The following is a 16,863-nucleotide window of genomic DNA, read 5'->3' as shown; positions in this document are numbered from 1 at the left end:
CCCCTAAGCCAGCATCATCACGGGATTTTCGATCAACCCCTTGAACACTCCGAGCACCTCGGCCCCGAGCGCTCCGTCGACCGAGCGGTGGTCGCAGGAAAGGGTGACGGTCATGAACTGCCCCGTCTTGATCTGCCCCTTCTCGGCATAGACCCGTTCCTCGCCAGCCCCGACCGCCAGGATCGTGCCGTGGGGCGGGTTGATGACGGCTCCGAAGTGCTTGATGCCGTACATGCCGAGGTTGGAGACCGCGGTCGCGCCGCCCTGGTACTCGTGCGGCGCAAGCTTCTTGCCGCGAGCGCGGCTGGCCAGGTCTTTGACCTCTTCAGATATCTCCCGCAGCGTCTTGGTATCGCAGGATTTGACCACCGGCGTGAACAGTCCGCCCGGAACCGCCACGGCGACCGCGACGTCAGAACGCTTGTGATAAAGGATCGAATCCCCTGCCCACGTGGCATTGGCCGCCGGCACGCGCTGCAGGGCCACCGCCCACGCCTTCATGATGAAATCGTTGACCGAGAGCTTGTATTCGGGCTTGCCGTCCTTGGACTTGGGCGCGGACGCATTGATCTGCTCGCGTGCTTCCATCAGCGCATCGATCTTGCAGTCGAGCGTCAGATAGAAATGCGGGACGGTCTGCTTGCTCTCCGTCAGGCGTGCGGCCACGACCCGGCGCATGCCGTCATTGGGCACCAGCTCGTAGGTGCCCTCCTCATAGAGTGCCAACACCTGCTGCTTGGTCATGCCGCCGGGCATCGCGCCCGCGGGAGCGGGCGCAGCGGCAGGAGCCTTCGCTGGCGCCGCGCCGGACTTGGCCTTCTCGACATCGGCCTTGATCACCCTGCCCTTCGGCCCGGAACCGGCGACGGCTGCGATATCGATCCCCGCCTCGCGTGCCAGACGCTTGGCAAGCGGCGAGGCAAAAACGCGCCCACCCTCGCGCGTCGTGGGAGCCGGCGCTGAACCATTGGCCGGCGTGGCGCCGACCTCCGGCTCCTTGCGTGCGACCTGCGCGGCCGGCGTCGGGCTGGCCTCGGTCGCGGCGTTCTCCCGCGTCACCGCGCCGGCGTCGGCTTTCGGCTCTTCTTTGGCGGGCGCCGGTGCCGGTTCGGGCCTGGCAGAAATGTCCGCCTCGCTCTCGCCCTCCTGCAGCAGCACGGCGATGACGGCGTTGACCTTCACGCCTTCGGCGCCCTCGGCGACCATGATCTTGCCGATCTTGCCCTCGTCGACCGCCTCGACCTCCATCGTCGCCTTGTCGGTCTCGATCTCGGCGATCACGTCGCCTGAGGAGACGCTGTCGCCTTCCTTGACGTGCCACTTGGCAAGCTTGCCCTCCTCCATCGTCGGGGAGAGCGCCGGCATGGTGATATCGATCGGCATAGCGGGCCTCCCTTACGACCGGTACGTCACGGCGTTGACCGCCGCGATCACTTCATCGACGTTCGGCAACGCCAGTTTTTCGAGGTTGGCGGCATAGGGCATGGGCACGTCCTTGCCGGTGACCCTCGTCACCGGCGCATCGAGATAGTCGAAAGCGTGCTCCATCAGCTTGGCGGCGATCTCGGCACCGATGCCGCCTTGCGGCCAGCCTTCCTCCACGGTCACGCACCGGCCGGTCTTCTTGACCGATTCGATCACCGTATCGATGTCCATGGGCCTCAAAGTCCGCAGGTCGATGAGCTCGACGTCGACGCCAGCGGCGACCAGCTTCTCGGTTGCCTGCGTTGCATAGCGCATGCCCATGGAGAAGGACACGAGGGTCACATCGTTGCCCTTGCGCGCCACACGCGCCTTGCCGATCGGCAGCACGTAGTCGTCGACCTTTGGCACTTCGCCGGTCGAGCCGTAGAGGATCTCGTTTTCGAGGAATACCACCGGATTGGGCGAGCGGATTGCCGCCTTGAGGAGGCCCTTGGCGTCGGCGGCGCTATAGGGCGCGATGACAGTCAGGCCTGGGATATGGCTGTACCAGGCCGAATAGTCCTGGCTATGCTGGGCGGCAACGCGCGCGGCGGCGCCGTTGGGGCCGCGGAAGACGAGCGGCGCCGTCACCTGGCCGCCTGACATATAGAGCTGCTTGGCCGCCGAATTGATGATCTGGTCGATCGCCTGCATGGCGAAGTTCCAGGTCATGAACTCGACGATGGGCTTGAGTCCGGCAAAAGCCGCACCGACCCCAAGGCCGGCAAAGCCGTGTTCTGTGATGGGCGTGTCGATGACACGCTGCGGGCCAAACTCCTGCAGCAGTCCTTGTGTGATCTTGTAGGCGCCTTGGTACTCGGCCACCTCTTCGCCCATGACGAAGACGTCCTTGTCTCGGCGCATCTCCTCGGCCATGGCCTCATTGAGAGCCTGGCGAACCGTCATCTCGACCATCTCGACGCCCTCGGGCAGGTCGGGGTCGGCGGCGGCGGCGAACTTTGGCGCAGGAGGCACCGCCGCGGCACTCGGTTCCGCTTCGGCGGCCTTCTCGGCCGGCACGGCCGGCGCTTCGGCCGGCTCAGGCGCCGTTTCGGCTGGGCTCTGAGGCGGAGCATCCTCGCCTTCGGCCAGCACAAGAGCTATCGGCGTATTGACCTTCACCGCGTCCGTGCCCTCGGCCACCAGCAACTGTTTGACGATGCCGCTGTCGACCGACTCGACTTCCATCGTCGCCTTGTCGGTCTCGATCTCGGCCAGCACGTCGCCGGGATTGACGGTATCGCCTTCCTTGACCAGCCATTTGGAGAGCTTGCCCTCCTCCATGGTCGGGGAAAGGGCAGGCATGAGGATGTTGGGCATCAGCAGTCTCCAGAGACGCTAAAAATCGTCAAAAAAGAGCGCCGGCATGCTCCGCGCTCACAATTTCAGTTTCGTGACGTGGCTCACGCAGGAATGGTGATGTCCGTCCACAGTTCCGAGGCATCGGGCTCGGGATCGTTGGTGGCAAAGTCAGCCGCCTCGGTGACGATGGCCCGCACCTCGGTCTCGATCGTCTTGAGATCCTCTTCGCTGGCGTACTTCTTTTCGAGGATGCGCGCCTTGCTGTGCTCGATCGGGTCGCGTTCCTGGCGGTACTGGCTGACCTCTTCCTTGGTGCGGTACTTGGCCGGGTCGGACATGGAGTGACCGCGGTAGCGGTAGGTAAGCATTTCGAGGATATAAGGTCCCTGCCCCGAGCGCGCATGTTCAATGGCCCGTCGAGCCGCGTCATAGGTCATCCGCACGTCCATGCCGTCGACCTGCTCGCCAGGGATGTCGAAAGATAGCCCGCGCTGCGAGAGATCCGTCGTCGCCGCCGAGCGCTCGACGGAAGTCCCCATGGCGTACTTGTTGTTCTCGACGATGAACACGACCGGCAGCCTCCAGAGCCTCGCCATATTGAAGCTTTCGTAGACCTGGCCCTGGTTGGCAGCGCCGTCGCCGAAATAGGTGATGCTGACGGTATCCTCGCCCCGGTATCTGGCAGCGAACGCGAGGCCAGTGCCAAGCGATACCTGCGCCCCGACAATCCCATTGCCGCCATAGAAGCGGTGCTCGTTCGAGAACATGTGCATCGAGCCGCCTTTTCCCTTGGAAAGGCCGCCCCGGCGTCCGGTGAGCTCGGCCATCACCCCTTTCGGGTCGAGGCCCATGACCAGCATGTGCCCGTGGTCGCGGTAGCCGGTAATCTGCGCGTCTTCGCCCTTGCGGCTGGCCATGGTGACGCCTGTCACCACCGCTTCCTGGCCGATATAGAGATGACAGAAGCCTCCGATCAGACCCATGCCGTACATCTGGCCCGCCTTCTCTTCGAAGCGCCGGACCAGCAGCATGTCGCGATAGGCTTCGAGCTCCTGCTCCTTGGTCAGTTCTGGAACATTGGATTGCGCCTTGGCCTTGGTGGCCACCGCCTTACGCGCCATGAGTCACGCTCCGCATGAGAAAGTGAGATTGCCGCTCGCCCGAGTTGGGCACAGATCGTCAGGGTAGCGCAAGCGACGCCCCCGCGACAATGGGGCGTTTTTGACAGAATTTCAGACTAGATGCCTGAAGTAGCAGTGATAATTGAGGTTAACTGGTTTTCAGGCAATGCCAAAAGTGAACTGGAACTCGGTTCACCGTTTTCGCGATCCACCATGACGATGACGTCGTTGGCATTGGCCATGTTGAGCAGCTCGCGAGCGCGTTCATCGAGGATATCGGGATCGAGCTTGCGGGCATCAAAAAGCGATGCCCGGTGCCGATAAGATTCGATCTGCGCCTGCAGGGCGTTCGAACGCGCCTCGAGCAAGGTGATGTCCGCCAGCAGGTCCTCGCGGCTCTCGATGCCAAACTGTCCGTTGAGCGCCGAATAGCCGAGATAGCCGAGAAACCCGAACAATGCTGCCGTCACCGCGAGGTGGCGCCAGAATGGAGGTCGTTTGAGGCGGGTGGGCATAACGATGGACCGTGAATCGACGCGACAATCTAGTGCGCAAGCCATTAATAGCGCGTTGAGAGCGGCGGCGCTCATCACCCGCCCCGTCATGGCTCGCTGTCACGCCCCGCCGAGCGCCTCAGTGGCGGCGATCGCGGTCAGGTTCACAATGCCCCGGCTCGTTGTCGAGGGTGCCAGGATATGGGCCGGCGCACGCGTGCCCATCAGGAGGGGTCCGATCGAGAGCGCGTTGTTCATCTCCTTGAGGAGCGTCATCGAGAGATTTGCAGCATCGAGATTGGGGAAGATCAGGAGATTTGCTTCTCCCTTGAGGATGGTATCCGGGATGTAGCGCTCGCGCAGCTCCGAGTTGAGCGCAAGGTCGCCCTGCATCTCGCCCTCGACGATGAGCTCGGGCGCAACGGATTTGAGCAAACGATAGGCTTCCCGCATCTTGAAAGCGCTCTCCCCGTCCCGCGAGCCGAAGTTGGAGTAGCTGAGCAGTGCCGCTTTCGCCTCGATGTTGAACCGCTGAAGATGATCGCGCGCCTGCAGTGCGATAGCGACGATCTCCTCGGCCGTCGGGTCCGTGTTGACATAAGTGTCGGCCAGGAAGAATGCGCCCCGCGGCATGATCAGCATCGAAAGCGCCGAAAGATCGTTGACCCCCTCCTGGAGGCCGATCACCGAACGGATATCGCGCACATGTTTGATGTAGCGCCCAGTGAGCCCACAGATGAGGGCATCGGCTTCCCCGCGCTTGACGGCAAGGGCGGCAATGATAGTCGTGTTGGTTCGAACAATCGTGCGCGCCGTGTCGGGGGTCACGCCGTCGCGCCCCACCAGCGAATGGAAGAGCGCCACATAGTCGCGATAGCGCGGATCGTCCTCCGGATTGATGACTTCGAAATCCTCGCCAGGCTTCAGTGTTAGCCCGAAGCGCTCGATGCGCGCCTCGATCACCGCCGGCCGCCCGATGAGGATGGGCCGGGCGATCTGCTCTTCGAGGAGCACTTGCGTTGCCCGCAACACCCGCTCGTCCTCGCCGTCGGCGAAGGCGACGCGTTGACCCTGCCCGCGCGCCCTGTCGACGATGGGTTTCATGACGAGGCCAGAGCGGAAGACGAAGCGGATGAGACTGTCCCGATAGGCGTCGAAGTCGGCAATCGGCCGTTTGGCGATGCCCGTGTCCATCGCCGCCTTCGCGACCGCAGGCGCGATCCTGAGGATCAGCCGCTGGTCGAAGGGATTGGGAATGATATGGTCAGGCCCATAGACGGCCGGCGCCCCCGATGGCGAGACCTCCAGGCCCGGCTCGTGGGCAAGCTTGGCAATGGCCCGGACGGCGGCGAGCTTCATCTCCTCGTTGATCGTCGTCGCTCCGATATCGAGCGCGCCGCGAAAGATGAACGGAAAGCAGAGGACATTGTTGACCTGGTTCGGGTAGTCGGACCGGCCTGTGCACACCATCGCATCTGGCCGCGTTTCCTTGGCCAGTTCCGGCATGATTTCGGGAATAGGGTTGGCCAGCGCCAGGATCAGCGGCTTTTGCGCCATGCGCAGAAGCATTTCGGGCTTCAGCACGCCCGGTGCCGAAAGTCCGAGGAAGACGTCGGCGCCATCAATGACGTCGGCCAGGGTCGTTGCCTCGCTCTGTTGGGCGAATTTGCCTCGCCAGCGGTCCGCGACGTCATGCCGCTTGTGCGTGACAAGTCCATCCTTGTCGGCGACCCAGATGTTCTCCAGGCGCGCGCCGAGCCCCAGCAGCACATTGAGGCAGGCGATTGCCGCCGCCCCTGCCCCCGAGGTGCAGATCTTGACGTCCTCGATCCTCTTGCCGGCGAGCTCGAGCCCGTTGAGCACAGCGGCACCCACGATGATCGCCGTGCCGTGCTGATCGTCGTGGAAGACCGGGATCGGCATGCGCTCGCGCAGAACCTCCTCGATCTCGAAGCAGTCGGGCGCCTTGATGTCTTCCAGGTTGATGCCGCCGAAGGTCGGCCAGAGCGGCGCCACCGCGTCGATAAAGCGCTTCGGGTCCGTCTCGTCGATCTCGATATCGAACACATCGATGCCGGCGAACTTCTTGAACAGCACCGCCTTGCCTTCCATCACCGGCTTGCTGGCCAGCGCTCCGATATTGCCGAGACCCAGAACAGCGGTGCCGTTGGAAATGACGGCAACGAGATTGCCGCGCGAGGTGTAGCGCGAGACATTTTCCGGGTCGGCCGCGATCTCCTCGCAGGGCGCCGCCACCCCCGGCGAGTAGGCGAGCGCCAGGTCGCGCTGGTTGCCAAGGGCCTTGAGCGGCTGGATCTCCAGCTTTCCAGGCTTGGGAAATTCGTGGAAATGCAGCGCGGCTTCGCGTAGCGCGGCGCGCTGCTGGTCGGCGTCAGACGGCACGGGAACGTCTCCTGCGAACTTTGCGCGCCGTAGGTGCCATCATTCGGGGCGAATTGAAAGAGTTCTATGCAGCGTACGCCGGCGATCCGGCAACCACCGGCGCAATCGTGGCCAGCGCCGACGCCAGCTCCTTGAAGGCGCTGGCACGCAGGGCCGGAGCAAAGAGGAATCCTTGCGCCTGGTAGACCCCCCGGGCCCGCAGATAAAGCGCTTGGTCCTCCGTTTCGACACCTTCGGCCACGATCTCGGTTCCCAGGTCCCGCGACATGGCGATGAGCCCGTCGAGCACCGGCACCTGGGCCACGCCCGGCTTGATCATATCGACAAACACCCGGTCGATCTTGATGATGTCGACGCCCAGGGTTGCAAGATAGGCAAGGTTCGAGTGGCCTGTGCCGGTGTCGTCGAGCGCGAGCCGCGCGCCAAGCGCGTGGAGCCCGGAGATCACCGCATGGGTCTGCATGGAATTGCCCAGCGGCCGCCGCTCGGTGATCTCGAACACCAGCTGCGAAAAGGCAATCGGCGAGCCGCCGAAGATCGCCTGCACATCCTCGACGATCGCCCCATCCTGGAAATGACCGTCGAAGAGATTGATGGAGATCTTGAGGTTCGGCATGTCCCGGGCCAGTTGTCCCAGATCTGCTTTCACCTGTTCCATCAGCGACAGCGTCATGGGAATGGCGAGCCCCGTAGCCTCGGCGTGCTCAATGAAGGCGCCCGGCGGCACGATCTTGCCGTTACGCTTTTCCCAGCGGCACAAAACCTCGCAGCCGAGCAAGGCTCCGGTACGCAGATTGATGACCGGCTGGTAGAATGGCTTGATCTCGCCGCGCGCAATGGCGCGCTCGAGATCGAATGACGGCACACCAGCCCGGCGCACATAGTAGAGCGCCATTATCAGCAGAACCGCGCTCATTAGGCAGGCGATCGCCGTCAGGCTGAGGTCGAGGTCCGCATAGCGGGCACGTGCCATGGCAAAGGGCACTGCGACCTCGACGCGCAGCGGTAGCGCTCCGGCAAAGGCCTGAGCCGAAACGAAGTCGTCGCCCGAACCGCGCGCATCATAGGCCTCTGCTCCACCGGAGCTCAGTATCGGCGTTGCGTTGGTCAGCGACACCCGCACCATTCCTGCCGGCGCAAGCCCATGGATAAGAGAGTCCGGCGGCAGACCGAGGAGCGGCACGAAGCCGGCCACGGTCCGGCTGTCTCCATAGGCACGCGCCAGCTTCAGAACCGGCATTTCCATGTTCGGAATGCGCACGACCTGCAGCGTCTCGGCCCGGCCGGGTATTGGCAGGACTTCCGAAAGCGGTGAATAGGCGACAGGGCGACCGAAGGCGTCGCAATACTGAACGCCATCGCCATTCTCGACCAGGACCTGCTTCAGTGTAAGTTGAGTGGTGATCTCGCGGTGCACATGGGCGATGAAGGTCGGCGTGCAGAGCGACGGGCTGTCGTCGATGATCCGTCGCAGCGATTCGACAGCGCCCTCGGTCGTCGTGCGGATCTGGCTGGCAACACCGTCGGCTGTCTGCTGCAGCACATCCTGTTCGTGCGTGCGCACATAGCCATCGAGCAGGTAGTCGACGGCCACGATAGGCAAAAAAGCCAGGATTGCGCAGAAGAGGGTCAGGACATTTGAATAGTTGGATTTCAAAATGGAAGCCCGACCAGTCGCCTGCAATAGGGGCGAGCTTTAGCCGTCACATGCTAAGGTTTCGCTAATGAGCCGAGCCGCTTAGGGAAAGAAGACTTCCCCTCTTGCTGCCGTTAGGCCAGCGCAAGCTGATGATCGACGATAAGGCCATCGCGCAGCGTCACGATACGGTCGGCCCGGCGGGCGAGATCGTGGTTATGCGTCGCGATCAGCGCAGCCGCGCCCTCGTTCTTGATCAGCGCGGCAAGCGCCTCGAAGACGAGGTCGCTGGTCGCTGGATCGAGATTACCCGTCGGTTCGTCGGCAAGGATGACGCGCGGATGATTGGCCGCCGCGCGTGCGATGGCAACTCGCTGTTGCTCGCCGCCCGAGAGTTCCGCGGGGCGATGGCTCGCCCGCGGCGCAATGCCCAGAAGATCGAGCAGCTCCATCGAGCGTTTCTCTGCCTCTGCCGGAGATTTGCCCGCTATGAGTTGCGGCATCGAGACGTTCTCGAGCGCTGAGAACTCCGGCAGCAGGTGATGGAACTGATAGACATAGCCGACAGCCGACCGGCGCAGCTGCGTGCGGGCGCGATCGCCAAGCCTGCTTGTCGAGACGCCGAGGATGTCGATCTCCCCCGCCTGCGGGCTTTCGAGCAGGCCGCAAAGATGCAGCAACGTCGACTTGCCTGCGCCGGACGGGGCGACGATGGCCACGAGTTCGCCGCTCATGACGGTCAGATCCGCCGCCTCGAGCACGCGCACGAGCTTCTCGCCTTCCCCGTAGTGACGGTGCACGCCCTTGAGAACCAGATGTGGCTTACTCATAGCGCAGCGCCTCGACGGGATCGTATTGGGCAGCTCGCCAGGCCGGATAGATGGTGGCGAGGAAACTCAGTGCCAGGGCTACACAAACGACGACGATCACCTCGGTGGGATCGGTCCTGGACGGTAGCCGCGACAGGAAGAAGATCTCAGGCGGAAAGATCGCCACGCCCAGCGTATTGGAGACGAACGCGCGCAGCGGCTCGGCGTTGGCGGCGATGATGAGGCCAAGGATGAGCCCGATCAGCGTGCCGGCAACGCCGATGGCCGTGCCGGTCATCGAAAAGATGCGCATGATCGAGCCGCGAGTCGCTCCCATTGTGCGCAACACGGCGATGTCGGCGGCCTTGTCTTTGACCAGCATCACCAGCGAAGAGATGATGTTGAAGGCCGCCACCAACACGATCAGCGACAGGATCGTGAACATCACCACCCGTTCGACCTGCAGGGCCGAGAAGAACGTCTCATTGCGCTGTTGCCAATCGGTCAGCACGAGCGGGCGATCGCCCACTGCACTCTGGATGCGCTCGCGCATGCGCCCGACATCGTCCGGATTGGCAATGAAGATTTCCGCAGCCGTGGCGCGATAGATCCGGTCGTAGGCCGCATCGATCTCCTCGTCGCTGGCCATCGGATCGAGCGGCGGATGTCCGGGCTTCAGCACGTCTTCATAGAGCTTGAAGTAGTCCTGTGCGGCCTGGAGCGGCATGTAGATGAAGAAACTATCGAACTCGACCATGCCGAGGTCGAAGATGACGTTGACCGGGTAGGACCGGATCTGCGGTGTCGTACCAAAGGGGGTGGTCGCACCGTCGGGATTGATGATGGTCACCGGATCGCCGATGCTGACACCCAACCGCTGCGCCAGCCGATAGCCGATGGCAACCCCTCGGCTCTCGTCCCAGTTGTCCCAGCCGCCCAGAATGGCGGAATTGCGCAAGAGTGGCAGCTTCTCGATGTTCTCGAGATCCATCCCACGCACGGACGCTCCCGTCGACTCGGTCGTGCCGGAGGCCAGTACCTGCCCCTCGACGAAATAGACCGCATAGGTGACGCCGTCGACGGTTTCGATACGGTCGACGAGGTCCTTGTAATCTGTGAACTGCTGCTCGATGGGAAAGGCGGTGAAGTGGCCGTTGAGGCCGAGGATCTTGCTCAGCAGCTCCTCGCGGAATCCGTTCATCACCGAAAGCACAACGATGAGCGCGGCAACGCCGATGGCCACTCCTGCCACGGTGAACCCGGCGATCACCGAGATGAAGGTGTCGGAGCGGCGCGCCCGCAGATAACGACCGGCGACCAGCCACTCGAAGCGCGAGAATGCGCGGGTGCCCCTGTCGAGGGTGGGCGGGAGTGCCTGGTTCAAATCGTGTTGCGCCTTTGCGGCTCGATAAGGGATTTAAGACGCGCGACGGCATCGCCGATAGGCAGCGTCTCGCGCTCACCGCTCTTGCGGTGCTTGATCTCGGCCTCGCCGGACGAGAGTCCGCGCGGCCCCAACACCACCTGATAAGGAATGCCGATGAGGTCGGCCGTGGCGAACTTGGCGCCGGCCGCCTGGTCGCGATCATCGTAAAGAGCGTCGATGCCGGCCGCCTGCAGGTCCTCATAGAGCTTTCCGCACGCGGTATCGCAGGCGGCATCGCCCACCTTGAGGTTGATGACCGTTGCCTCGAACGGCGCAACGCTCACCGGCCAGGCAATCCCCGCCTCGTCATGGCTGGCCTCGATAATGGCGGCTGCCAACCGTGAGGGGCCGATGCCATAGGACCCCATGTGCACCGCCACTTCCTTGCCGTCCGGTCCCATGACCTTTGCGTTCATGGGCTCTGAATACTTGGTACCGAAGTAGAAAATATGGCCGACCTCGATGCCCCGGGCCGAGACCCGCTTGTCCTCGGGCACCGCCTCCTCGTATTCGGCCATGTCGACCATTTCCTCCGTCGCTGCATAGAGCGAGGTCCAGTCGTCGACGATCGGTTTAAGGTCGCCGCGGAAATCGGTGTCGGGACCAGGTATGGGTTTGTCGAGCAAATCCCTGTGGCAGAAGACGGCGCTCTCGCCCGTGTCGGCGAGCACGATGAACTCGTGGCTGAGGTCGCCTCCGATCGGTCCGGTGTCGGCGCGCATGGGAACGGCTGTGAGCCCGAGGCGGTGGAAGGTGCGCAGGTACGCAACGAACATGCGCTCATAGGCCTTGACCGCGCCGTCCTTGTCGAGATCGAAGGAATAGGCATCCTTCATCAGGAACTCGCGTGCGCGCATGGTGCCGAAGCGCGGCCTGACCTCGTCGCGGAACTTCCACTGGATGTGGTAGAGATTGAGCGGCAGGTCCTTGTAGGACTTGGCGTAGGCGCGGAAGATGTCAGTGATCATCTCCTCATTGGTCGGCCCATAAAGGAACTCGCGCTCGTGGCGGTCTTCGATGCGCAGCATCTCCTTGCCATAGGCGTCATAGCGCCCGCTCTCACGCCAGAGTTCGGCCGATTGGATCGTCGGCATCAACAATTGGATGGCACCGGAACGGTTCTGTTCCTCCTCGACGATCCGCTGGATTTTCATCAGCACCTTGTAGCCGAGCGGCAGCCAGGAATAGAGTCCGGCGGCCTGCTGGCGGATCATCCCCGCGCGCAGCATCAGCCGGTGCGAAACGATCTCGGCCTCCTTGGGCACTTCGCGCAGCACGGGCAGAAAGTAACGGGAAAGGCGCATTGCAACTCCGATCTGACTAGGCCCGACTCAAGGCTTTTGCCGTCGCACAGTCAAATCGTACTCGTCCATCCGTTGCAAGCATGGAAGCCATGCAGATTCTACGTGACAGCCCCACGACATGTTGTTAGGGTCGCGCGCAATAACATGAAGGTGGTTCCAAACCGCCGGACGCCGACAACGTCAAGGGAGGAGCGTTGGCCGCCGCTGCGAAGCTGGCCTAAGACCAACGTATTGTCGCGCAACTCCATCAAGCAGGGCTTCATGCCCTGCTTTTTTGTTTCGCGTTTTGAAGATAATCGCGGGGACGGGAGATGGCGAACGCAAGTGACCTGCGGCGTGTGGCAATGAGCCTTGAGGGAACCACCGAAGCGCCGCATTTCGATCGCGCCGCGTTCAAGGTCAAGCGTATCTACGCAACCCTTGCCGCCGACGGACTGACCGCCAATCTCAACCTCGCGCCGGACGAGCAGGAATTCAAGGTGATGATGGCGCCCCAAGCCTTCGCACCGATCCAGAATGCCTGGGGCCGGAAGGGCTGGACCACGATGACGCTCGCTGCGGTCGACGAGGCCGAACTACGCGCGGCCCTCGAAATGGCCTGGCAACACGCGCTGCCAAAGCGCTAACGCCAGTACTCCTGGAGCGTCGGGTTGGATATGCCCCAGAGGAGCAACACCGTCAGCACCCCCGCGAGCGCGGTCGTCACGAGAAGTTTGGGCCAAAGACGCAGCAGCGCCGGCGCGCCCGGCTCCGTACCGGGCGTCACCTGGCCATCGTCGATCTGGTTGTGCACCTTGAACGGCAGCACCATGAACAGGCACAGCCACCAGACAACGAAATATACCGCGATGATCGAACCGATCTGCATCTAGACCCGGTGCACGAAGACGGTGACGTTGGGCTTGCGCCCCCAATAGGCATTGACCTCGCCACGTATGGCCTTGAACAGCGCCGACTGCAGGACCACCGGATCGGCACGCCGCTTGGGCGGCACACTCTTCAGCACACCCTGGATCGTGTGCTCGACGAGCCCGGTCAGGGATTCGTCCTCGGTTTCGGGCAGGCCCTCGATAACGAGGTCGGGACCGGAAGCCACCTCGCCGTTGCGATTGACGCAGAGCGAAAGCACCACATGACCGCCGAACGAGAGACGGCGGCGGCCCTTGACCCCGCTCTCCTCGGGCGTGCAGAGGACAAGCCCGTCAAGATAGAGTTCGCCCGCGCGCACCTCGGCCGGAAACGCCATGGGCTCGGGAAAGAGCCGCACGAGGTCACCATTGCGGGCCTCGATCACGTCAGGAATACCTTCCTCACGCCCCAGCCGCGCATGCGCCTGCAGGTGCATGGCCTCGCCGTGCACTGGAACCAGCACCTGCGGCTTGACCCAGGAGTAGAGCTTGCGCAGCTCGTCGCGGCGCGGATGGCCGGTGACATGCACCAGCCCGTCTTTCTGCGTAACGACGTCGATACCGCGATCGATCAGCATATTCTGGATGTCTATGACTTCGCGTTCATTGCCGGGAATGGCCCACGACGAGAAGATCACCCGGTCGCCGGCATTGAGATCAATAACCGGGTGCTCTCCGCGGGCAATGCGGGCGATCGCCGCACGCGGCTCACCCTGGCTGCCCGTGCAGATCAACACGCACTTGTCGCGCGGAATGGACTTGTAGGCATCCTGGTCATGGAGCCGCGGCAGGCCCTCGAGCATCCCCAATTCCTGCGCAATGCCCGTGATGCGGTGGAGCGACCGGCCGGACATCACCACCTCCCTGCCCGCCTTCTGCGCTGCGCGGACGATCGAGATGACCCGCCCGACATTCGAGGCAAAGGTGGTGAGTGCCACCCGGTGGGGGGCCTCGGCGATCATGCCGGCAAGGGTCGCGGCGATGTCTGTCTCGGAGGGGCTTTCCCCATCCTTCATCGCATTGGTCGAATCGCAGACGAGCGCGAGCGGAAGGCCGCTCTCGCCGCCGATGCGCTGCAGCCGTTCTGTGTCGGTCGGTGGCGAGGCGACGGGCGTCGGATCGAGCTTCCAATCCCCCGTGTGCAGCACCCGTCCGATCGGCGTCGTGATCAGCAGGCTGTTGGACTCCGGGATCGAGTGAGCAACGTTGATCGCCTCGACGGTGAACGGCCCCACCGTGAAGGGCTTGCCCGGTCGCATGATGGTCACGTCGACATTCTCGACGATGCCGTCCCCTGCCCGCTTGGCGGCGAGCATGGCGGCGGTGAACGGCGTGGCGAACACGGGCTTGTCGAAGGCCGGCCAAAGATCGAGCGTTGCTCCGTAGTGGTCCTCGTGGCTATGCGTGAGGATCAATGCCAGGACATCGTCCATCCGATCCTCGAGGAACTCCGGATTGGCCATGATGAGCTCGATACCCGGCAGGCTCGGGTCCCCGAAAGTAACGCCACAATCGACGACGATCCACTTGCGGTTGCGTTCGGGTCCGAACCCGTACGCCCCCATATTCATGCCGATTTCACCGACGCCCCCCAGGGGCACGAAGACCAGCTCGTCCTGCTGTGTCCTTGCCATTGTGTCGTTCCCAAAATACGGGCAGACGCGATCGAGGCGATTCCCTCGTCCGCTGCAGTCTGCACCTCTGTCGTCGGTCAGCTTCGGGCGCTGGCCGTAGCCCCAAAATGTACGTCGCCCGCCGTGATGGCGATGCGCAGCCCGTCCTCGGCGCGCACCACCAAGCGACCGTCGTCGTCTATGGTCTCGAAAATGCCGCGCACCACCCGTCCGTCATGGCTGACGGCCACGGGTGCGCCAATGCCGGCTGCGGCCGATCGCCAATGGGCCAGGACGTCGGCAACACCGCGCCCATCGCGCCAGAGGCCGAATACCTCCACCCAGGCTTCCGATAAGGCCTCGAATACGTCGAACGCCGACCGATCGATGCCCAGTTCGGCAAGGCTGGTCGCCGGATACGGCACGTCCTTGGGCGAACGGACGACATTGACGCCGAAGCCGACGCCGATGGCATGACGACCGTCCGAAAGCTTCTGCGCCTCGAGCAGGATGCCCGCAAGTTTGGCGCCATCCGCCAGTACGTCGTTTGGCCACTTGAGTGCGATGCGCGCATTATGACCGTTCACCGTGCCGTCGGCCCCGTCGATGCCCATACGCACCAGCCTGCCCGGCAGGATCGAACCGAGCGCGCGGCTGAGCGCCACACCCGCAACGAAACCGAGCGTGGCGGTTGCCGCCGTCTCCGCATCGGGAACGATGAGCAGGCTCGCCGCCAAATTGCCGTGAGGCGAAGCCCAGGGTCGCCCCCGCCTCCCCCTGCCGGCAGTCTGCTGCAACGCCGCGAACCAGATCCCCCCGGGATCGCCAGCCGCCGCGGCAGCCAAAGCCTCGCTGTTGGTCGACCCGATGTTGTCGAAACCCACCAGCCGGTAGCCGGCGGAACGCGCGTTTGCACCGAGAAGAAAGCCGGCCACCTAGAGCAGACTTCCTGCAGCCGTGTGCGCAAGGCTCGCCAACGGACTGCCAACCGTGAAGTAATAGGCGATCATCAGAAAGCCGGTGATCGCCATGATGACGTTGAGCTCGCGTGGCACCGCCTCGAAGCGAGCGACCGGCTCGTCGAAATACATGACCTTGACCACCCGGAGATAGTAGAAAGCCGAGACCGCCGAAGCGAGGACGCCGATGACCGCCAAGACGAAAAGCTGCGCTTCTATGGCGGCCAAGAACACATGCCACTTGGCAAAGAACCCAGCGAGCGGCGGCAGGCCGATCAGCGAGAACATCAGGATGGCCATGACGGCGGCAACGAACGGTCGCTCCCTGGAGAGACCTGCCATCTCGTCGATGTTCTCGACATAGCCGTCGGCCGTGCGCACCGACAGGACGCAGGCAAAGAGCCCCACGGTCATGGTGATGTAGATGGCCATGTAGATGGCAACGCCCTCGACGCCAACCTGCGTGCCCGAGGAGAGCCCGACGAGTGCGAAGCCCACGTGACCGATCGAGGAATAGGCTATGAGGCGCTTGATCGACCGCTGCCCGATGGCGGCGAAGGCGGCGAGCACCATCGAGGCGATCGAGAGGAAGATGATGATCTGCTGCCAGTCACGCGTGATCGGCTCGAACGTGTCCATGACGATACGCACCAGCAATGCCATCGCCGCGACCTTGGGCGCGGTGGCAAAGAATGCCGTCACCGGCGTCGGCGCGCCTTCATAGACATCGGGCGTCCACATGTGGAACGGAACCGCCGAGATCTTGAAGGCAAGGCCGGCAAGCAGGAACACGATGCCGAAGATGAGCCCGATCGAGCGGCCCTCCGTGGCGATTGCCAGCACGATTTCCTGCAAATTGGTGTGGCCGGTGAATCCATAGACCAGCGAAGCGCCATAGAGCAGCATCCCCGACGAGAGCGCGCCGAGAACGAAATATTTAAGGCCCGCCTCCGTCGCCTTGACGCTGTCGCGCTTGATCGCCGCCACCACATAAAGCGAGAGCGACTGCAGCTCGAGGCCCACATAGACGCTCATCAGGTCGTTGGCTGAAACCATGGTCATCATGCCGAGCGTGGCCGTCAGCACCAGGACCGCATATTCGAACTTGTGCACACCGTTCTCGGTCGCGTTCGAATAGGAAAGAACGAGCGCGAATGCCGAGCCCCCGACGATCAGCGCCTTCATGTAGCGCGAGAAACTGTCGGAGATGAAAACGCCGTTGAACAGCACGCCGTCCGGCGACTGGAAGATGACGAGCAGTCCTGCGACGACCAGCGCCGCAATGGCCCCGACCGTAACAACGACTGAACGCTCCTTGTTGAGAACGACGCCGGCGACGAGCAGCGCTAGTGCCGCCAGCACCAGGAAGATCTCGGGATAGGCTGGAGCCAGGCTCGCCAGGCTGGTGATGTCCGAGTTCATGG

At 63.3% G+C, this 16,863-nt stretch carries 14 protein-coding genes; 1 reads left to right on the top strand and 13 read right to left on the bottom strand.

The features are described 5' to 3' along the window. Positions 1–3 precede the first annotated feature (3 nt). The 9 genes from QQK18_RS25065 to proS form a co-directional block, all read right to left on the bottom strand. Positions 4–1,383, bottom strand: a complete 1,380-nt coding sequence (locus tag QQK18_RS25065; protein WP_284343123.1) for a pyruvate dehydrogenase complex dihydrolipoamide acetyltransferase — start codon at positions 1,381–1,383, stop codon at positions 4–6. A 12-nt stretch (positions 1,384–1,395) separates the two neighbouring features. Then, positions 1,396–2,784, bottom strand: coding sequence for a pyruvate dehydrogenase complex E1 component subunit beta (locus tag QQK18_RS25060; RefSeq protein WP_284343122.1), 1,389 nt, complete (start codon positions 2,782–2,784; stop codon positions 1,396–1,398). Positions 2,785–2,867: 83 nt separating this feature from the next. Continuing rightward, the gene (gene pdhA, locus QQK18_RS25055; RefSeq protein WP_284343121.1) at positions 2,868–3,887 is read right to left on the bottom strand and encodes a pyruvate dehydrogenase (acetyl-transferring) E1 component subunit alpha; all 1,020 of its coding nucleotides are present in this window, start codon (positions 3,885–3,887) and stop codon (positions 2,868–2,870) included. A 116-nt stretch (positions 3,888–4,003) separates the two neighbouring features. Further along, the gene (locus tag QQK18_RS25050; protein ID WP_284343120.1) at positions 4,004–4,477 is read right to left on the bottom strand and encodes an FtsB family cell division protein; all 474 of its coding nucleotides are present in this window, start codon (positions 4,475–4,477) and stop codon (positions 4,004–4,006) included. Positions 4,478–4,501: 24 nt separating this feature from the next. Then, positions 4,502–6,784, bottom strand: coding sequence for an NADP-dependent malic enzyme (locus tag QQK18_RS25045; RefSeq protein ID WP_284343119.1), 2,283 nt, complete (start codon positions 6,782–6,784; stop codon positions 4,502–4,504). Positions 6,785–6,848: 64 nt separating this feature from the next. Then, entirely contained in the window at positions 6,849–8,441 is a 1,593-nt protein-coding gene (locus QQK18_RS25040; protein WP_284343118.1) for an EAL domain-containing protein, read from the bottom strand. 113 nt (positions 8,442–8,554) lie between these two features. Continuing rightward, positions 8,555–9,250, bottom strand: a complete 696-nt coding sequence (locus QQK18_RS25035; protein WP_284343117.1) for an ABC transporter ATP-binding protein — start codon at positions 9,248–9,250, stop codon at positions 8,555–8,557. Beyond that, positions 9,243–10,613: an ABC transporter permease gene (locus tag QQK18_RS25030; RefSeq protein WP_284343116.1), complete on the bottom strand. Its 1,371-nt coding sequence runs from the start codon at positions 10,611–10,613 to the stop codon at positions 9,243–9,245. The genes QQK18_RS25035 and QQK18_RS25030 overlap by 8 nt, the downstream gene beginning before the upstream one ends. Then, entirely contained in the window at positions 10,610–11,959 is a 1,350-nt protein-coding gene (gene proS, locus QQK18_RS25025; protein WP_284343115.1) for a proline--tRNA ligase, read from the bottom strand. The genes QQK18_RS25030 and proS overlap by 4 nt, the downstream gene beginning before the upstream one ends. A gap of 311 nt (positions 11,960–12,270) precedes the next feature. Between proS and QQK18_RS25020 the strand changes: the two genes are divergently transcribed. Beyond that, positions 12,271–12,585 (top strand): MmcQ/YjbR family DNA-binding protein, encoded by a 315-nt coding sequence (locus QQK18_RS25020; protein ID WP_284343114.1) that lies wholly within the window; start codon positions 12,271–12,273, stop codon positions 12,583–12,585. On the opposite strand, the gene QQK18_RS25015 is transcribed toward QQK18_RS25020, so the two are convergent. The 4 genes from QQK18_RS25015 to nuoN all read right to left on the bottom strand — a co-directional run bounded on the left by QQK18_RS25015 (position 12,582) and on the right by nuoN (position 16,861). Next, the gene (locus tag QQK18_RS25015; RefSeq protein WP_284343113.1) at positions 12,582–12,827 is read right to left on the bottom strand and encodes a DUF1467 family protein; all 246 of its coding nucleotides are present in this window, start codon (positions 12,825–12,827) and stop codon (positions 12,582–12,584) included. The two genes, QQK18_RS25020 and QQK18_RS25015, sit on opposite strands and share 4 nt — an antisense overlap. After that, positions 12,828–14,501, bottom strand: coding sequence for a ribonuclease J (locus QQK18_RS25010; RefSeq protein ID WP_284343112.1), 1,674 nt, complete (start codon positions 14,499–14,501; stop codon positions 12,828–12,830). It lies immediately after the preceding gene. A gap of 77 nt (positions 14,502–14,578) precedes the next feature. Further along, positions 14,579–15,415, bottom strand: coding sequence for a biotin--[acetyl-CoA-carboxylase] ligase (locus QQK18_RS25005; RefSeq protein WP_284343111.1), 837 nt, complete (start codon positions 15,413–15,415; stop codon positions 14,579–14,581). After that, the gene (nuoN, locus tag QQK18_RS25000; RefSeq protein WP_284343110.1) at positions 15,416–16,861 is read right to left on the bottom strand and encodes an NADH-quinone oxidoreductase subunit NuoN; all 1,446 of its coding nucleotides are present in this window, start codon (positions 16,859–16,861) and stop codon (positions 15,416–15,418) included. Positions 16,862–16,863 lie beyond the last annotated feature (2 nt).

Source organism: Devosia nitrariae, from assembly GCF_030160115.1.
Lineage (GTDB): Bacteria > Pseudomonadota > Alphaproteobacteria > Rhizobiales > Devosiaceae > Devosia > Devosia nitrariae.
The sequence above is the reverse complement of the archived record's forward strand: the minus strand, read 5'-3'. Positions and strand labels throughout refer to the sequence as shown.

Excerpts from the sequence above, each read along its gene's own strand:
- QQK18_RS25065 (WP_284343123.1), bottom strand. The coding sequence starts at position 1,383 with ATGCCGATCGATATCACCATGCCGGCGCTCTCCCCGACGATGGAGGAG.
- QQK18_RS25060 (WP_284343122.1), bottom strand. The coding sequence starts at position 2,784 with ATGCCCAACATCCTCATGCCTGCCCTTTCCCCGACCATGGAGGAGGGC.
- pdhA (WP_284343121.1), bottom strand. The coding sequence starts at position 3,887 with ATGGCGCGTAAGGCGGTGGCCACCAAGGCCAAGGCGCAATCCAATGTT.
- QQK18_RS25050 (WP_284343120.1), bottom strand. The coding sequence starts at position 4,477 with ATGAGCGCCGCCGCTCTCAACGCGCTATTAATGGCTTGCGCACTAGAT.
- QQK18_RS25035 (WP_284343117.1), bottom strand. The coding sequence starts at position 9,250 with ATGAGTAAGCCACATCTGGTTCTCAAGGGCGTGCACCGTCACTACGGG.
- proS (WP_284343115.1), bottom strand. The coding sequence starts at position 11,959 with ATGCGCCTTTCCCGTTACTTTCTGCCCGTGCTGCGCGAAGTGCCCAAG.
- QQK18_RS25020 (WP_284343114.1), top strand. The coding sequence starts at position 12,271 with ATGGCGAACGCAAGTGACCTGCGGCGTGTGGCAATGAGCCTTGAGGGA.
- QQK18_RS25015 (WP_284343113.1), bottom strand. The coding sequence starts at position 12,827 with ATGCAGATCGGTTCGATCATCGCGGTATATTTCGTTGTCTGGTGGCTG.
- QQK18_RS25010 (WP_284343112.1), bottom strand. The coding sequence starts at position 14,501 with ATGGCAAGGACACAGCAGGACGAGCTGGTCTTCGTGCCCCTGGGGGGC.
- nuoN (WP_284343110.1), bottom strand. The coding sequence starts at position 16,861 with ATGAACTCGGACATCACCAGCCTGGCGAGCCTGGCTCCAGCCTATCCC.